Raw genomic sequence first — 15571 nt, forward strand, 5'->3', positions numbered from 1 at the left:
AATTTATGGCGCCGGTGAGAGCAGTGGCAGGGCCTGGGCAGGCGTGGACACGTCCTGCAGGACATCTGGCCCCAGCGTCAGAAACAGCAGCAGGAATATGATGACCACCACGCCGTTGTTCATGCCGTGCAGCAACATGGAGTAGCGCAGGCCCCGGGTGCTGGCGGCGCGCCAGGTCAGCAGGCCCAGCCACAGCTGCGGCAGCGGCAGGGTGCCGGGCATCAGATTATGCGACTGGGCGAACACCACCGCCGAGGCCACCCCCAGCACTGCACTGACAGCGCGGTGAAAGCGGGCCGGCAGCACCCTGTCCAGGCCCAGCCGCAGCAGCAGCGGAATACCCCGGAACAGCAGTTCCTCGACCACCGGCGCCAGCACGGTGAGCAGCAGGGCTGCGCCGGCCAGAATCAGATACGGGTTGGAGCCGCCCAGGCCCGTCTGAAACGCCTCACCGATACCGGCGGCGTTGTCTTCGCTCATGGCGAACTGCGGCAGCAGTGTTAGGGGCAGCAGCAGCAAGTAGCCGCCGTAAGCCAGGCCCAGGTCGCGCACGGTCTTGCCCAGCGGACTGGCCTGCGCGTAGGCCAGCTGCCAGCGCCGCAGCAGACCGGGCCGGCGGCCGGGAGGCTCCGGCGGCGGTACAGATACGGGTGGCTCAGAAGCAGGCTGGGGCATCTAGCGGCGTTTCCTGGCTGCCTTGCGGGCGGCTTTCTCGGCCTTGCGCTGCTGTTCCTGCTGGCGGCGCGCCTCCTGATTCAGCTCCTCGATGCGGCCGGCGGTGGGGGCGTCTATCTCGCGCTGCATATCCAGCAGGGTGGTCTGCAGCATGTTGTAGAGCATCCGCTCCACCTGGGCACGTACCCAGCGGTAGCGCACCTGCCCGCGCAGGGTCAGGGTCACCTGAGTGACCGGCTGCCCCTGCACCTGCTGGAAAGTCCACTGCTGTGACAACTGCTCCAGCGGGCCCACGCCGCGCACGCTGCGCCAGCCACCGCTGCGCGAGGTTTTTAGGCCGCCGTATTCCACCTCAAACTTCAGGCCACTCATGCGGCGCACCAGCCGGAAACGGGCGCGGGCACCGTTTTTCAGGGTCTGGGCGTCGTCTACCCAGCCGGATTCGGCCATGTTGGAATCCCAGGCGGCGCGCCGGGTGGGCACCAACGCCAGCCGGTACAGCACCTCGGGGCGGGCCCGCATGGGCACCGTCTGGCTTAGGACGATCGGCTCGGGGCCGGCGGCACGCACAGCTTCTTCGGCCTGCCCGGATTCTTTGGCAGGTGCAGATGATTGGGCCGGCGCAGCGCCGCCCTTCGGCTGACTGCTCTTCTGGCTGCGCCGAACTTCAGGACGCGCAGAAAGGGTGGTCTGGGCCGGCTCTGTGGGCCCGGACTGCGGGCCGGCCTGACCGGAGCGGCGGAACAGCTTGAACATGCTGCTCACTCTAAAGCAGCCATCTGTCTGCCACTGTTCACTTCAGCAGCCGCAGGGTCAGGGGATAACGGTAGGGCTGCCCTTCCGAGACGCTCAGGGCCGCCAGCACCATGAAGACAATCGGCAGGAGGTAGAGAAAAAATCCGCCCAGCAGCAGGGCCATCAGCAGCCCGGCGCCGCTGAACAGGCCCATGCCAGCCGCCAGGTCCGAGCCGGCCGCCGCGCCCAGAAAGCCGCCCAGGAAACCCAGCGCCGAGAGGCCCAGCAGCAGCAGCGTGCCCACGAACGAATAAATCAGCATAGACAGCTGGAAGTTGAGGGCTTCCTTGCCCTGGCTGTCCAGCAGGGGGCTGCGGTCGCGGTAGACCAGCCACGCCGCCAGCGGGCCCAGCAGGTTGCCGAAAGCCGGCAGCACGAAAGCCAGCAGCGGCGAGAGGTGAATCACCAGGGCCGGTGTGCGCTCGTCTGCCTGGAGCGCCGACGGAACACCCAGGCCAGGCACAGGGGCCCGCAGCCCGTGTGCAGCCGGCTCAGAGATCAGGGGTGCCGGCTGGTCCGGCCAGGGGCCGCTGCCGGGATCGGGAGGAACGCGCTTCATACTTGACACTACGCACCCCCGGTCACTACAGTTCCCAGACTGTGATGCGCCCAGGCCCACGAACCCGAAAAGACGCTGCAGCGCGCGACCGCCTGCCCCTGCGGGCCATCATTCAGCCGGCGGCTCCGGTCAGCGGTCAGCGGGTCACGCTGTTTAGCGACGGAGCGTGTGATACCACTCGGGGCCACGGTGGCTGGGCCACCATCCTGCGCTACGGCGAGCACGAACTGGTGCTGAGCGGCAACGAAACGCAGACCACCAACAACCGCATGGAGCTGCGCGGGCTGCTCGAAGGCCTGCTGGTCCTCAAGCGGCCCTGTCAGGTGCAGGTGGTGACCGACAGCCAGTATCTGCGCAAAGCTTTTACCGACGGCTGGATCACCGGCTGGATGCGCAACGGCTGGAAGACGGCCAGTCGCGAGCCAGTCAAGAATCAGGACCTCTGGGAAGCCCTGATTGAGCAGGCGCGGATTCACGAGCTGACCTTCGTGTGGGTCAAGGGCCACGCCGGCCACGATGAGAACGAACGGGTAGACCAGCTGGCCGTGCAGGAAAGAAAAAAACTGCGGTGATTGCCCGGCTGGCCGCTGCCCTCTAGAGGCCCAGAGACAAAGACTGAATAAGCCGCTTATCTTCATCCAAGGCTGCTGGGCTGGCTTTGACTCTCGTTTTGCCGTGACTCAGCAGCGCGGGTCACCTTTTATGGCTTCATGAACAGCGTATATCTCACTACCGGCCTATACAGGCGTGCCTTATGCTAAAGCTGTGAGCGCTGTCATTCATCTGCAAGCCCTGGGCCTGACCGAATATGAAGCGAGGGCCTACACGGCCCTGTTGGCCCTGGGCCGCTCGGTGCCGGCGCGGGTGGCGCGTCAGGCGGGGATTCCCCGGCCCAAAATCTATGAGACCTTAGAGCGCCTCGAAGGCCGCGGGCTGGCCAGCAAGGTGGGGCAAAACCCGCTAGAATACGCGCCGCTCAGCGCCCGCGAATATCTGACCCGTTCGCGGCGTGCTTTCAGTGACCGCTTAGAAGCCCTGGACCGCGACCTGTCGCGCCTGACCCCCGACCCGGCGCCCGAGGCGGTCTATCACCTCAACGGCGAAGCGGCGCTGCGCTCGCTGTGCGAGGACCTGATTCTGAACGCCCGGCAGCAGGTGCACATGGCCGGCAGTCAGGAATTGGCCGACCGGCTGGAATCACTCTGCCCGCGCGGCGTGGACCTGGTCCGGGCGGACCTGACGGGCCTGCCGCCCATCGCCGCGGCCGGCCAGGAAGCTTTCCTGCTGACCCGCGACGCCGAAGCCGCCGTGATCGTCCATTTCGTGCCCAACGATGCCGAAACTGAAGCCCACGGAGTACACACCCACAACCCGGTGGTAATTCACCTGATCAACGGCTACGTGCAGCTGGCGGCGCAACAGGCTCAGGCCAGCGCCGACCAGAACCAGGGCAATCCAGCCTGAACCGGCAAACGCGGAGGCCGGGTGTTGACAAGCCCCAGTCTCCGCTGTAATCTATCTGAGCCTTCGGGGCTGTGGCGCAGTTGGGAGCGCGTCTGAATGGCATTCAGAAGGTCAGGGGTTCGAATCCCCTCAGCTCCACCAAACCGAAGAAAAGACCTGGCTCAACCGCCGGGTCTTTTTTTATTGTCTGTCCCGGGCGTCATTTTTTGTCATGCTGCGCGCCGGTTCCCGCTAGAGTAAGGCAGCCATGATCGTCAAAGAACACCGCCCCACCCCCACCAGGGACAAATTCCAGCGCGCCGGCGACGAGGCCGAGCAGCAAATGGCCCACTATCTTCAGCGAGCGTTTGGGGAGGACCAGGCGGTGCATGTCTTCAACAACCTGCGGCTGCAGCGAAAGGGCGAAACTGCCCAGCTGGATCACCTGATCCTGCACCGCAGCGGCATGATTATCGTGGAGAGCAAGAGCGTCTCGACAGCCGTCAGGATCAACGAGCGCGAGGAATGGTCGCGCAAGTGGAATGGTGACTGGCAGGGCATGCCCTCGCCGGTGCTGCAAGCCCAGCGGCAGGCCGAGTTGCTGCGGCAACTGCTCCAGGATCACGCCGCCCAGCTGCGGCGCAAAACTCTCTTTGGGCTGCTACAGGGCGACTTCAGCAGCTGGCAGATCGATGGGCTGGTGGCCATCAGTGACCGGGGAGTGCTGCAGACCAAAGGGCAGCGTCCCTCCGTCTGCAAGGCTGATCAGGTGCCGGAGCGCGCGCGGGGCCTGATTGAGCAGCAGGCCGCCCAGGGACGCGCCGCCCTGACCCTGAATGCCGAGGAATTCGAGCGTGTTTCCCGCTTTCTGCTGATGCAGCACCGCGAGAAGAAACTGCCAGCGGCATCCGCCCCGGCTCAGCGGGATGAGCGAGGCAAAGGGGCTCCAGGCCAGATGAAAGATCAGGCCAGAACGGTACCGCACAAGCGCCCCACCCCAGCAGGGGCCAAGCGGGCAGCCGCTGCACCAGCGTCTGCTGGAGCGTGGCTGCCGACCTGCTCTCAGTGTCATAGCCCCCACCTGAAAATCCTGTTCGGCCACAGCTATTACTTCAAGTGCCAGGACTGCGGGGCCAACACCCCGCTGCCGCGCCGGGCCTGCCGCAACTGCGGCGAGCCGACCCGCACCCGCAAACAGGGCCTGCGCTTTTACGCCGATTGCGAGCGCTGCGGCAGCTCCGAGCATTTTTTTACCAACCCGTAAGCGTCCCGGCGGCCCCGCCCCCCTTGCATCCCACAGGCGATCACGCTACTCTATATCGGCCCTGAGGCGACGTAGCTCAGCTGGTTAGAGCGCACGACTCATAATCGTGAGGTCGAGAGTTCAAGTCTCTCTGTCGCCACCATCCACCCCGCCACGCCCGGCGGGGTTTTTGCTGCCCGGATCTTCCGGAGAAAACGCCGGCCCTGCCAGAGAACCTGGTGAGGCCGGCGTTGCGGTCTTTCTTGACTTGTTTACTGCACTCGCTTACTGCGCTGCGCTGTCTGGCAGGTCGGCGGCCGGAATCACGAAATAATCAATCGGCTTGAAGGTGCCGTTGTTGCTGCCCTCAGCCGAGCAGGCGGTCAGGCCCACGATCAGGTCCATCTCGGCCCGCAGCTCCAGGCGCTGCCCCGGCTGCGAGATGGGCGGGCCGATGTTGACCCGGCCCTGCTCGTCTACCAGCACATTCATGAAAATGTTCATGGTGGTGGGAATCTGGTCCGGCTGAATGCCGTAGGGCGCAAAGGCCTGCACCAGATTGGAAAAGCAGCTGGGGTGGCCCTCGGCGGTGCCGGGCGGGTAGAGGAGCTCGAAAGTTTCGGTGGAGCAGGGCGTCAGCAGGAAGTCGTGCCGGCCCACGTCGTCGCGCAGCAGGGTGAACATTGGGCGCGAGCGGTTGGAATACAGCACGTGCCCGGTGGTCAGGTAGATAGTCTCGTTGTAGTCGAAGGTGCGGCCTGAAGAGAGCCATTCTTCCTTGTTGCCGGCGGCAAAAGCCATCAGGTCAGACACCTGTTCGCCCTGGGGGTCAATCACCACCAGAAGGTCTCCCTTTTGCATGGTAAAGCCGCTGCCGCTCTGGGGCGGAATCCGGGTCAGGTCGTAGCGGGTCTCGTCACGGCCGGAGCCGTCAGTGGGTTGGGTCATGAATCGTTTTCCTCCTCTTGCCGCGCTGCCGGGGCTGCGGGGTTCTCTCCTCCGGCATCAAAGCCGAACGGGCAACGGCCAAACGGGGCCTGCCAGTCCGGCTCCACGGCCCGGCCAGAATACTGCCGCGCCTCGGAAGCGGTGCCGAAGTCGGCCAGGTTGGGGTTGATGGAGCCCTGCAACTTCATATCGCGGGCGCGAATGGTCTGCTGAAAGCGGGTCCAGCGCCCATCGGCCTTGAGCCGGCGGAACTGGTGATGCGAGTTGAAGACCAGCATCGGGTAGGCGAAACGCCGCGCGGTGCGGGAGGCGCCGGGATGCAGGCCCACGATAAAGAAAGCCTGACCGCCGAACGAGTAGCCAAAATCGGGGGCGGTGGAGTCGCTGCTGACCTCCTCGCTGTAGGGCTGGTCATCCAGCAGCGACAGGGCGTGCAGCTGTTCCCAGACCAGCTGCTCGAAAGTCAGTTCGTCCATCTCGGCCGGGGCCTCGAACACGCTGACGAAACTGGTGAAATCGGAATCCAGTGTCTTTTGCTCGGCCTGAAAAGCCCGCAGGTCACGGGCCAGCGCCAGCGTGCTGCCCAGCGTCGCCATTTCACCGTAAGTGTGCAGGCGGTACATGTCGGTATTCACCGACGCCTTGGCCGCCACACAGGGAAAATCGGGGGCCAGAATTTTCTCGCGGAACGCTGCCTCGGCGCGCTCAGCAAAGGACTCGGAGGGCAGCGGGGGCCGGTAGCCGGCCAGGGAAGCAGAAGTATGGGACACAGTCATAGAGCCTCGGAAGGAAAGGAAGGAAAGACAGAGCCCGGCAGTAGAGCGCAGGCTATGAAAGTTAACCTGACCATAGCCACTCCGCTGGGCCAATCCTGTGCCAAATGCTCTTTATGGCGGTCAACTCAACCTCAGCTAAAGCCTGCGGCAAGGCCTCTTCATGTTGCGGGCGGCAGGGCTGCGCCTAGACTGCCCCTCATGACTGCTGTGACCGACCCCCTCACGCTGCCCTGCGGTGTCAGCGTGAAAAACCGCCTGGTAAAAGGCGCCATGAGCGAGGCGCTGGGCACCCGCGACCACGCCCCCCGGCCCGAATTGCCGGCGCTGTATGCCCGCTGGGCAGAGGGCGGCACCGCCGTGCTGCTGACCGGCAACGTGATGGTGGACGCCCGCGCCCTGGGCGAGCCCGGCAACGTGGTGCTGGAAGATGAGCGGCATCTGGCCGAGTTCCACAGCTGGGCGGTGCAGGGGCAGCGGGACGGCGCGCAGGCGTGGGTGCAGCTGAACCACCCCGGCAAGCAGGCACCCCGGGGCCTGAATGCCGGCGGCACGGTGGCGCCCTCTGCCCTTCCTTTTTCCGGCGGCATGGCCCGCGCATTCGAAACCCCGCGCGAGCTGACAGTGACTGAAATCCATGAGCTGAGTGCCCGCTTTGCCCGCTCGGCGCGGCTGGCGCAGCAGGCCGGCTTCAGCGGGGTGCAGCTGCATGCGGCGCACGGGTACCTGATGTCACAGTTCCTCTCGCCCCGGCACAATGTCCGCACCGACGAGTACGGCGGCAGCCTGGACAACCGAATGCGTTTTCTGCTGGAAACCTTCAGCGCGGTGCGGGCGGCGGTGGGCCCACGCTTTCCGGTCGGCGTGAAGCTGAACTCGTCCGATTTCATGCGGGGCGGCTTTTCGGAAGAAGACAGCCTGCGCGTGGTGCAGGCGCTGGGCGAGCGGGGCTGTGACCTGATCGAGCTGTCGGGCGGCACCTACGAGAAACCGATGATGATGCTGGGCCAGGGCGAACGCGGCGGCTTCTTTGCCGATTTCTCGCGGCGGGCGCGGGCAGTGGCGGGCGTGCCGGTGTGCGTGACCGGCGGGTTCCGTGACGCGGCGACCATCCGCAGCGCCGTGGCGAACGGCACCGCCGACCTGGTGGGCCTGGGCCGGCCGCTGGTGGCGGACCCAGCCTTCAGCCGGCAGGTGCTCAGCGGCAAGGACGCCAGCAGCGACGTGCATCCCCTCCGGACTGGGATAAGGCCGCTGGACCGCAGCAGCTACCTGGAAATTGCCTGGTACGAGGACGCCATGCGCCGGCTGGCCCGGGGCGAGTCGGTCAAGGCCGGCGAGACGCCGCTGCTGGCCCTAGCCCGCATCTCGGCCGAGATGGGCCTCGGCGCGGTGTTGAGGCGCCGCCGGGCCTGACTGCCCCCCAGGCGTTCCGCCCGGAATCAGATATCCCATTCACTTCACGGAAAAACAGCAGGAAGAGGCATTCAATGAGAGACATGACCAACGATGCGACAAGGGCACTGGTACTGAGCGGCGGCGGCCTGACTGGCATTGCCTGGGGCGCGGGCCTGCTGACTGGCCTGGCCCGACAGGGGCTGAACCTGAGCGACGCCGGCGAGCGCCCGGACCTCACCATCGGGACCTCGGCAGGGGCGTCGGTGGGCACGCAGCTGCTTTCGGAGCAGGAACCTGAAGCCCTGCTGGAGCATCAGCTGCAGCTGCCGGCCACGCCGCGCCAGCCTGCCGTGCCCGGCGCCGGGCTGGACTTTGCCCGGGCGTTTCAGGCGCTGGTGCGCGAGGCCGGCCCCGACCCGCTGAATATTCGCCGCCGCATCGGTCAGTGGGCGCTGGAACGCGGCCTGGAACCGGAAACCGAAGCGCAGCTCAGCGCCCGCTTTGACCTACCGGTGAGCGAGTGGCCGCAGGGCCAGTTGCAGCTGACCGCGGTTGACGCCGAAAGTGGTGAGGCCCGCGTCTTTACCCGCGACTCGGGCGTGCCGCTGCTTCAGGCGGTGGCGGCCAGCTGCGCGGTGCCGGGGGTCTGGGCGCCGGTCGCCATTCAGGGCCGGCGCTATATGGACGGCGGCGTGCGCTCGGGCGCCAACGCCGATCTGGCCGCCGGAGCCGGCCGGGTGCTGGTGGTGGCGCTGATGCCGCTGGGCAACCTGCCCTCTCTGCAGGCCGAAGTGCAGGCCCTGGAAGCCGGCGGCGCAGCGGTGCGGGTGGTGGCTCCGGATCAGGCCTCGGCCGAGGCTATTGGGCCTGACCTGCTCTCGGCGGCCACCCGCACCGCCACCGCTCGGGCGGGTGCCGCACAGGGCGAACGCCTGGCTGCCGAACTGGGCGAGTTCTGGTCAGCCTGACTCAGCCCTCTCTCCTCTCTTTCTTCCCTTTCCATCTGCCGCTTTCTTCGCTCGTCCCTTTCCCTTTTCCCCCCTTTCTGGAGGACCCTATGAAACGACTTGCCCTGCTGTCTGCCGCCACCGCCCTGCTCTCGCTGGGAGCCGCCACCGCCCAGAGTGGCACTGCTCAGAGTGGTGCTGTTCAGAGTGGTGCTGTTCAGCCTGCGATGTCTCCGGCGACATCCCAGGACACGGTCCGGCAGAATGCCGCTGCGGCCCAGGGCGGCGCGCCCCAGAGTGCTGCGGCCCGCCCAACCCCGGACCCGGCCACCCGCGTTGACGCTCCGGCCGGCCCGGTGACCGGCTTCACACAGAGCGGCGTGCAGCGCTGGATGGGCCTGCCCTACGCGCAGCCGCCGGTGGGCGAGCAACGCTGGCGGGCCCCGAAAGCGCTGCCCCGCTGGGAGGAAAACCGGGTCGCCACGGCTGCGGGCCCGGCCTGCCTCCAGACGGTGTCTTATCCCGGACAGCCTGAACGCACCCGCGGCGCCGAGGATTGCCTGACGCTGAACGTGTATGCCCCTGCAGGCACGGCGCAGGCTGCCCGCCCGCTGCCGGTCATGGTCTGGATTCACGGCGGCAGCTATCAGAACGGCGCAGGCAGCGACTATGACCTCAGCCGACTGGCACGTGAGCAGAATGTGGTGGCGGTCAGCCTGAACTACCGCTTGGGCGCTCTGGGCTTCCTGGCCGCCGAAAGCCTGAATGACGGCAGTGGCCGCGTAGGCAACTATGGTCTGCTGGACCAGCAACTGGCGCTGAAGTGGGTGCGGCAGAACATCGCCGCATTTGGTGGAGACGCCCGCAACGTGACTGTCTTTGGCGAGTCGGCCGGCGGCATGAGCATCTGCCAGCAGCTGGTGGCTCCAGAAGCGCGTGGCCTCTTCGACAAGGCCATCATCCAGAGCGGCCCCTGCACTGCGCAGGGCATCACGGTGTCCCGCACCGAGGCAGTGGCCAACAGCCAGCGGGTGACCCAGGCCCTGGGCTGTGACGTCAACGACGCCGCCTGCCTGCGGGCCCTGCCGGCCGAGCGGCTGGCCCGCGCCCAGCCGGAGGGCCTGCTGCCAGGTCTGGTGCCCTTCCCCCCGCTGTTTGGCGACGCCACCCTGCCACGCGACCCGGCCCGGGTTTTTGCGGCCGGTGAGCAGCAGCGGGTGCCGGTCCTGATCGGCAGCAACCTGGACGAAGCCCGCATCTTCGCCGCCCTGGTGGGGGACCCCCGCCGCGACCTTTCCTCCCGTGAGTACCTGGGGCTCAACCTGGCACTGAACCGGGGCCGCGCGCTGCGGGTGCTGAGTAGTTATCCGGTGGGCGCCTCCGGCACCCGCACGCTGTCTGCAGCGGCAGCGGCCACCGATAGCGTGTTCGCCTGCCCCACCAACGATCTGGCCCGTGACCTCAGCGCCGGCGCGCCCGTCTACGCTTACGAATTCCGCGACCGCAGCGCACCGATCAGTGTGCCCACCACCGCCGGAATTCCCAGCTACGGGGCCTACCACGCCGCCGAACTGCCCAGCATCTTTGACGCTCCGGCCAGCCTGGGCGACCCGGCCAAATTTACGCCGCAGCAGGCCCAGCAGGCCCTCGCCATGCGCACCTACTGGGCCAACTTCGCCAAGACAGGCAACCCCAACGGCGCCGGCCTGCCGCAGTGGCCCGGCCTGAAACGCAGTGGCGCTCCGGTCGCCACCTTCCAGCCACAGGGCGTGGACACGACCGACGATTTCCGCAGCCTGCACCGCTGCGACACGGTCTGGCAGGACCTGTAATGATTGCCGTTGCCAACCGCATTCCGGTCAACCCCGAGCACGCCGGGGCATTCGAGGAGCGCTTTCTGAACCGCCCCGGTCAGGTGGAAGAGCGGCCTGGGTTCCTCGCCACCCATCTGCTGCGCCCCACCGCGCCGGGCCAGCCCTATACCGTGCTGACCTACTGGGAAAGCCGCGAGGCGTTCGAAGCGTGGCGGCAGAGCCCCAGCTTCAAAGAAGGTCACAAGGGCGGGCGTACCCTGCCGGAAGGCACCCTGGCCGGCCGCAACGAACTGGAAATCTGGGAAGTGTTCGGCCGCAGCGGCAACCTGCTTTAACGATTCTTCCGCCCACACGAAAAGCCGGCAGAATTCCGGGCCAGCCCGGCCCTGCCGGTTTCTTCTCCCTGACCCGCTAGGCTGGGGCCATGAAACCTCAGACCGGCCAGCCGGCCCCCGATTTCAGCGGCGTCAGCGACGACGGCCAGACGGTGACGCTGCACGACCTGCGCGGGCGGTGGGTGGTGCTGTACTTCTATCCCAAGGCCAACAGCTACGGCTGCTCGATCGAGGCCCAGAAATTCGAGCAGTTCCTGCCGCAGTTCACGGCGCTGAATGCCCAGGTCATTGGCATCAGCACCGACGCCCCCAGCGGGCAGGCCGCTTTCCGCGAGAAATGCGGGCTGTCCTATCCCCTGCTGCCCGACGCCGACAAGACCATCTGCCGGGCTTATGGCGTGCTGGGCGGCCTGACCGGCCTGCTCGGGGTGGCCGGCCGCGCTTCGTTCGTGATTGATCCTCAGGGCATTCTGGTCTTCCAGAAACACGACATGAACCACACTATTCACGTAGGCGCGGCTCTGGAGGCCATCCGGGAGCGGCAGAGCGAGAGCAAATGACAGACTCTCGGAAGCTTCGTAGCGCAGTCTAAGCATCTCACAAGTAAAAAACCTTGTATTTTAACCCTTATTTCATAACATGCTTCTCAATCTTAAAAAGCGCTAATTTAGCTTATGTTCAAAAAAACAAGTCTGTTGCTGGCCTTTATGAGCTTTGCTTTGCTGACCCAGGCTCGGGCTGCTACCGATGGTGGGGCTCAGCCAGTGACGGCTCCAGCAGCTGCACCTGCCGCTGTGACTTCCGGTCAGCCAGCGCAGTCTGCAGCCAACGAACGGCCGCAACGTACGCCTCAGCAGGGCACGGTCCAGACGCGGCTCCGTGCGCCGGCGCCGGCTTTTGATCCCAGAGTCATGCAGCTGGCCGCCGCTCCTCAGGCAGGCCGGATTGAACAGGATATTCGCACTCTGGTCGGCTTTGGCACCCGCCACACCATGTCGGATACGGCCTCAGAGACGCAGGGCATAGGTGCCGCCACCCGCTGGATGAAAGGCGAATTCGAGAAAATCAGCCAGCAGTGTGGGGGCTGCCTTGAAATTTACGAGCAGCGGACGCTGGTGCCGGCCGGCAGCGAGCGGATTGACCGCGACACTTATGTCACCAACGTTTATGCCGTGCTGCGCGGCACCGATCGGCCCAACGACTATGTCATCATGTCCGGCGATATCGATAGCCGGGTCTCGGACGTGATGAACTCCACCTTGGTCAGCCCCGGCGCCAATGACAATGCCAGCGGCCTGTCGGGCACCATTGAGGCGGCAAGGGTCCTCAGCCAGTACCGTTTTGCCAACTCCATTCTCTTTGCAGGACTGAGCGGTGAAGAACAGAACCTTTACGGGGGCACCTTCCTGGCCAAGAAAGCCAAGGAAGAAGGCTGGAATATCATCGGTGTGCTGAACAACGACATGATCGGCAACATTGAAGGCGTCAACGGCGTCATTGACAACCAGAGCTTCCGGATCTTCTCGGAGCCTTACTTTCAGGGCGCCGATGAGCAGACAGACGCTACAGCGGCGGCGCTTTTATGGCGGCGAGGTGGACGGTCCCAGCCGGCAGCTGGCCCGCTACATCCACCGCACCGCCCAGACTTATCTGCCGCAGCTGAACCCCATGCTGGTCTACCGCCTGGACCGTTTCGGACGCGGCGGGCATCACACTCCTTTCAACGACGCTGGCTTTCCCGCCGTGCGCGTGATGGAAACCAACGAGAACTACAACCGTCAGCACCAGGACATCCGCACCGAGAATGGGATCCAGTACGGTGACGTGATTGAAGGCGTGAATTTCGATTACGCGGCCCGCCTGACCGGCGCCAACGTGGCGGCGCTGGCCTCGCTGGGCTGGGCGCCCCCGGCACCGACCGAGGTGGCCCTAGGCGGCGGTGTGCAGCCAGCTGTCAAACTGCGCTGGAAACCCACTCCCAGCCGTAACCTGCTGGGCCACAAGATCTACTACCGCCTGACCACCGAGCCGCAGTGGAGCCACTCGGTCTGGGTGCCGGCCGGCACCAACGAATACACCATGACCGGCCTGGTGGTGGACAACTACTACTTCGGCGTGGCCGCCGTGGGTCGGGACGGCAACGAGAGCCTGGTGCAGTTCCCCAGCAGCGTATTCCGCGACTGATATGAAATGACCTCAGAAGGGGCTGCCCGGCGAAAGCTCTCGCCGGTAGGGACGCCCATGATCTCTGTTACTCGCGCCGCCGATTCCAGCAGGCGGGGTTTATCGCCGACCGGCTGCACCCGGTCCCCGACCAGCAGGCCACCAGGCAGCACTTCCAGATGGATAAGGTCCGCGTTCTGGACCGCAACGCAAAGCCCCGCAGCGCCTCGCTGAAGCCTCAATACCAGATGTAGTAGGTGTCGGTGACATAGGTCAGCTTGGTTTTGGTCATGAAAGGATTGTGGCATGCCAGGCGAATACCGCGTAGGATTGCGGCCTCAGGTTAGTGACACTGCTCCATCAACCACGCACGCGCCGCTTCCGGCGCTGCTTGGGGATCGGTGGGCTGCTGCGGCTCAAGCACATTGCCGTACACCTTGCCCGCAGCGTCCGTGTCCAGTGCCACGGTCACCAGCATTTCCGTGCCACCATACAGCTTACGAACCTGATTGGCCGACGACAGCCCGGCACTGGGCGCACCGAATGTGCGAGTGTTGCTGCGCCCATAAAACGCCAGCAGCGCGACCTCACCAGAAGATGCCGTCCGCCCATCCTGAAGCACAGCAATCGGCCCAGTGACCTCTTGGTAGTGCGGCGTTTTGAACGTTGAGCTGCCGCCGAGTTGCACTGCGCCGTCTTGAAGAGACAGCTCGGTCGCATTGCCCTGATTATCCACAAATCCACCGACGCGGCCATTGCCCAGCAGCGGGCTCAGCCCCGCCAGCATGGGTTCCATGTTGCCGCCCGTATTGTTCCGTAGATCAATGATCCAGCCGCAGCTGGTCGCAGCCTTGGCATTCACCAATCCCTGAGCCAACGTATCCGCGTAATTTTGCAGAACCTCAACTTCATCTGCCACCACTGCGGGCACCTTCACCATAGTCATTCCACCCGAGGTTTCAAGGGCAGGACTTTGCAGCGGCCCCATGCGCTCGGAGAGGCTTTGGCCTTCATCCAGCAGTTTGGAGTGTGGGCCACCAGCTACTGCCAGCGCTTCCCGCAGCGCAGGGAAAATAGCTGCGTAGTTGGGGGCTTCCCGGGTGGCTGCAACAGCATCCGCACGTGCCTTACGCCATTTCTCGCCCGTAGCATAGTAGCCATTATTCATCATGCTCAGGGCCGTGTCCGCATAGGCTGCAGGCGTGGGCGGCACCAAATAAAGCCCAAAGCGTGGGCCGTACTGCCACAGCAGGGCCAGCCCTGCCAGAAAGCCTACCAGCAGCAGGGCCATCACCACCTTGAACAGGGCCGAGAGCCCACCACTACGTCCTTCACGTGACGCTTGTTGCATGGGCCACCCTAACACCCCATTCTCCCGTCTGTATGAACAGAATGCCGGCCAGCCACGCCGCTACGGCTGCGTTTCCTTCTCCTCGGCTTTCTCTGCTGCGGCCGCCATCAGAGCCGGTGCCACCCTCAGCACCTCTGACCGACTCCGTATCAGCAGGTGCCGAGCAGGCTACAGCTTGCCGCCTGAAAGTCCCTGTTTGCACTCGCCAGCAGCGAGGCGAGGGCATGATGGACCCTAAAGAGCTGAGTGAAAAGGAGATACAGAACAGGATAAACCGCAGCGAGAAAAGCGTTAGCCATGTGGCTTGAGAGACCAGCGCACAAGCTTTAGCTCTCAAACTCAAGCTTTCCTTCCCAACAAATCTCACCATCTACGGCGGTATCGGTCGGCTTCAGACCCAGGCTCTCGGCGAGGTGATTTGCGGAAAGCCCCCAGCTGCTCAACGCGAAGGCGGAGGCCGAGCCATTCGCCCGACGCGGCCTCGCGGCAATTCAGTTCAATCCGGCAGGCGTCTTCCGGCCGGCCTTCCAAAAGCACGACGCGGATAACGGCATCATGAAAATCAAATCGCTCCATGAAGGCCGCCGCAACCGCCGCCGTACTATTGATAACGGCGTAAGTATGCGCTGCTAAACTCTAGGGACCGTGGAATGGCAACCGAACCAATATTCTCGTGCCCAACTTGAGGAGCGGCGTCTGGCTGCTACCGAGTGGCTGCAGCAAGGCAGCCACACACACCGCGAAATTGCTGCTCACTTCGGCGTCTCCGTGCTCACGGTGACTTCTTGGAGTGCTCGGCTCAGAAAGAAGGGAAGCTTGCAAGCGACGGTCAGCTCTGGTCGTCCTGCTCGGCTGACTGAGTCTCAGCACGACCAGCTTCGCACCCTCCTGCGGGAGGGTGCTCTGCAGCATGGGTTTCCTGACGAAACTTGGACGACAAAACGCGTGGCAGAGCTGATCGGGCGGCACTTCGAGGTGTGGTACCACCATGATCACGTCCGTAAAATCCTACGAAAGTTGGGGTTCAGCCCACAGATGCCAGATGGGCGGGCTGCTGAGCGGAACGAACTTCGGATTGCATCCTGGCGGGAACAGGTGCTCCCGGAGTTGGAAAAAAAAGGTCGCTG

Annotated in this window: 17 protein-coding genes and 2 tRNA genes; 13 read left to right on the top strand and 6 right to left on the bottom strand. The window is 64.9% G+C overall.

Annotated features, from left to right (window positions below):
* Window positions 1–3: 3 nt before the first annotated feature.
* From OCI36_RS06960 to OCI36_RS06970, 3 genes are read right to left on the bottom strand one after another with little or no spacing between them, the layout of a single operon-like run.
* On the bottom strand, window positions 4–675 hold the full coding sequence (locus tag OCI36_RS06960) for a CPBP family intramembrane glutamic endopeptidase (protein ID WP_261664342.1): 672 nt from the start codon (window positions 673–675) through the stop codon (window positions 4–6).
* The gene (locus tag OCI36_RS06965; protein ID WP_261664343.1) at window positions 676–1431 is read right to left on the bottom strand and encodes an SRPBCC family protein; all 756 of its coding nucleotides are present in this window, start codon (window positions 1429–1431) and stop codon (window positions 676–678) included.
* A gap of 37 nt (window positions 1432–1468) precedes the next feature.
* Window positions 1469–2029 carry a DUF4870 domain-containing protein gene (locus OCI36_RS06970; protein WP_261664344.1) on the bottom strand — a complete coding sequence of 187 codons (561 nt, stop codon included), beginning with the start codon at window positions 2027–2029 and terminating at the stop codon, window positions 1469–1471.
* Between the two features lie 44 nt (window positions 2030–2073).
* Between OCI36_RS06970 and rnhA the strand changes: the two genes are divergently transcribed.
* The 5 genes from rnhA (at window position 2074) to OCI36_RS06995 (ending at window position 4878) form a co-directional block, all read left to right on the top strand.
* Window positions 2074–2601, top strand: a complete 528-nt coding sequence (gene rnhA / locus OCI36_RS06975) for a ribonuclease HI (RefSeq protein ID WP_261664394.1) — start codon at window positions 2074–2076, stop codon at window positions 2599–2601.
* 193 nt (window positions 2602–2794) lie between these two features.
* Window positions 2795–3493: a TrmB family transcriptional regulator gene (locus tag OCI36_RS06980; protein ID WP_261664345.1), complete on the top strand. Its 699-nt coding sequence runs from the start codon at window positions 2795–2797 to the stop codon at window positions 3491–3493.
* A gap of 65 nt (window positions 3494–3558) precedes the next feature.
* Window positions 3559–3634 (top strand) — tRNA-Ala (locus tag OCI36_RS06985).
* 106 nt (window positions 3635–3740) lie between these two features.
* On the top strand, window positions 3741–4736 hold the full coding sequence (locus OCI36_RS06990) for a nuclease-related domain-containing protein (RefSeq protein ID WP_261664346.1): 996 nt from the start codon (window positions 3741–3743) through the stop codon (window positions 4734–4736).
* Window positions 4737–4801: 65 nt separating this feature from the next.
* Window positions 4802–4878 (top strand) — tRNA-Met (locus OCI36_RS06995).
* Window positions 4879–5000: 122 nt separating this feature from the next.
* Here the strand turns inward: OCI36_RS06995 and OCI36_RS07000 are convergent.
* Together OCI36_RS07000 and gntA are read right to left on the bottom strand one after the other, a co-directional pair.
* Window positions 5001–5663 (bottom strand): DUF1989 domain-containing protein, encoded by a 663-nt coding sequence (locus tag OCI36_RS07000; protein WP_261664347.1) that lies wholly within the window; start codon window positions 5661–5663, stop codon window positions 5001–5003.
* Entirely contained in the window at window positions 5660–6433 is a 774-nt protein-coding gene (gntA, locus tag OCI36_RS07005; RefSeq protein WP_261664348.1) for a guanitoxin biosynthesis heme-dependent pre-guanitoxin N-hydroxylase GntA, read from the bottom strand. Before gntA ends, OCI36_RS07000 begins: the two co-directional genes overlap by 4 nt.
* A 204-nt stretch (window positions 6434–6637) precedes the next feature.
* Between gntA and OCI36_RS07010 the strand changes: the two genes are divergently transcribed.
* The 7 genes from OCI36_RS07010 (at window position 6638) to OCI36_RS07040 (ending at window position 13114) form a co-directional block, all read left to right on the top strand.
* Complete coding sequence (locus tag OCI36_RS07010) at window positions 6638–7852, top strand: NADH:flavin oxidoreductase/NADH oxidase family protein (RefSeq protein WP_261664349.1); 1215 nt, start codon at window positions 6638–6640, stop codon at window positions 7850–7852.
* A gap of 83 nt (window positions 7853–7935) precedes the next feature.
* Window positions 7936–8802: a patatin-like phospholipase family protein gene (locus OCI36_RS07015; protein WP_261664350.1), complete on the top strand. Its 867-nt coding sequence runs from the start codon at window positions 7936–7938 to the stop codon at window positions 8800–8802.
* Window positions 8803–8891: 89 nt separating this feature from the next.
* Window positions 8892–10613 (top strand): carboxylesterase/lipase family protein, encoded by a 1722-nt coding sequence (locus OCI36_RS07020; protein WP_261664351.1) that lies wholly within the window; start codon window positions 8892–8894, stop codon window positions 10611–10613.
* A complete protein-coding gene (locus tag OCI36_RS07025) occupies window positions 10613–10930 on the top strand; it encodes an antibiotic biosynthesis monooxygenase family protein (protein WP_261664352.1) in 318 nt (105 codons plus the stop codon). The genes OCI36_RS07020 and OCI36_RS07025 overlap by 1 nt, the downstream gene beginning before the upstream one ends.
* An 89-nt stretch (window positions 10931–11019) precedes the next feature.
* Entirely contained in the window at window positions 11020–11490 is a 471-nt protein-coding gene (locus OCI36_RS07030; protein WP_261664353.1) for a peroxiredoxin, read from the top strand.
* A 351-nt stretch (window positions 11491–11841) separates the two neighbouring features.
* Window positions 11842–12753, top strand: a complete 912-nt coding sequence (locus OCI36_RS07035; protein WP_261664354.1) for a M28 family peptidase — start codon at window positions 11842–11844, stop codon at window positions 12751–12753.
* Window positions 12674–13114: a hypothetical protein gene (locus OCI36_RS07040; protein ID WP_261664355.1), complete on the top strand. Its 441-nt coding sequence runs from the start codon at window positions 12674–12676 to the stop codon at window positions 13112–13114. Before OCI36_RS07035 ends, OCI36_RS07040 begins: the two co-directional genes overlap by 80 nt.
* 322 nt (window positions 13115–13436) lie before the next feature.
* Here OCI36_RS07040 and OCI36_RS07045 read toward each other — a convergent pair whose 3' ends face one another.
* Complete coding sequence (locus OCI36_RS07045) at window positions 13437–14444, bottom strand: S41 family peptidase (protein WP_261664356.1); 1008 nt, start codon at window positions 14442–14444, stop codon at window positions 13437–13439.
* A gap of 645 nt (window positions 14445–15089) precedes the next feature.
* Here OCI36_RS07045 and OCI36_RS07050 point away from each other — a divergent pair.
* Window positions 15090–15571 (top strand): transposase (locus OCI36_RS07050; protein ID WP_261663422.1); only part of this gene is annotated, 482 nt, incomplete at its 3' end.

Origin of the sequence: Deinococcus sp. Marseille-Q6407 (genome assembly GCF_946848805.1) — a bacterium.
In the GTDB taxonomy this organism is placed as follows: Bacteria; Deinococcota; Deinococci; order Deinococcales; family Deinococcaceae; genus Deinococcus.

Excerpts from the sequence above, each read along its gene's own strand:
- OCI36_RS06960 (WP_261664342.1), bottom strand. The coding sequence starts at position 675 with ATGCCCCAGCCTGCTTCTGAGCCACCCGTATCTGTACCGCCGCCGGAG.
- OCI36_RS06965 (WP_261664343.1), bottom strand. The coding sequence starts at position 1,431 with ATGTTCAAGCTGTTCCGCCGCTCCGGTCAGGCCGGCCCGCAGTCCGGG.
- OCI36_RS06970 (WP_261664344.1), bottom strand. The coding sequence starts at position 2,029 with ATGAAGCGCGTTCCTCCCGATCCCGGCAGCGGCCCCTGGCCGGACCAG.
- rnhA (WP_261664394.1), top strand. The coding sequence starts at position 2,074 with ATGCGCCCAGGCCCACGAACCCGAAAAGACGCTGCAGCGCGCGACCGC.
- OCI36_RS06990 (WP_261664346.1), top strand. The coding sequence starts at position 3,741 with ATGATCGTCAAAGAACACCGCCCCACCCCCACCAGGGACAAATTCCAG.
- OCI36_RS07000 (WP_261664347.1), bottom strand. The coding sequence starts at position 5,663 with ATGACCCAACCCACTGACGGCTCCGGCCGTGACGAGACCCGCTACGAC.
- OCI36_RS07010 (WP_261664349.1), top strand. The coding sequence starts at position 6,638 with ATGACTGCTGTGACCGACCCCCTCACGCTGCCCTGCGGTGTCAGCGTG.
- OCI36_RS07015 (WP_261664350.1), top strand. The coding sequence starts at position 7,936 with ATGACCAACGATGCGACAAGGGCACTGGTACTGAGCGGCGGCGGCCTG.
- OCI36_RS07020 (WP_261664351.1), top strand. The coding sequence starts at position 8,892 with ATGAAACGACTTGCCCTGCTGTCTGCCGCCACCGCCCTGCTCTCGCTG.
- OCI36_RS07025 (WP_261664352.1), top strand. The coding sequence starts at position 10,613 with ATGATTGCCGTTGCCAACCGCATTCCGGTCAACCCCGAGCACGCCGGG.
- OCI36_RS07030 (WP_261664353.1), top strand. The coding sequence starts at position 11,020 with ATGAAACCTCAGACCGGCCAGCCGGCCCCCGATTTCAGCGGCGTCAGC.
- OCI36_RS07035 (WP_261664354.1), top strand. The coding sequence starts at position 11,842 with ATGCAGCTGGCCGCCGCTCCTCAGGCAGGCCGGATTGAACAGGATATT.
- OCI36_RS07045 (WP_261664356.1), bottom strand. The coding sequence starts at position 14,444 with ATGCAACAAGCGTCACGTGAAGGACGTAGTGGTGGGCTCTCGGCCCTG.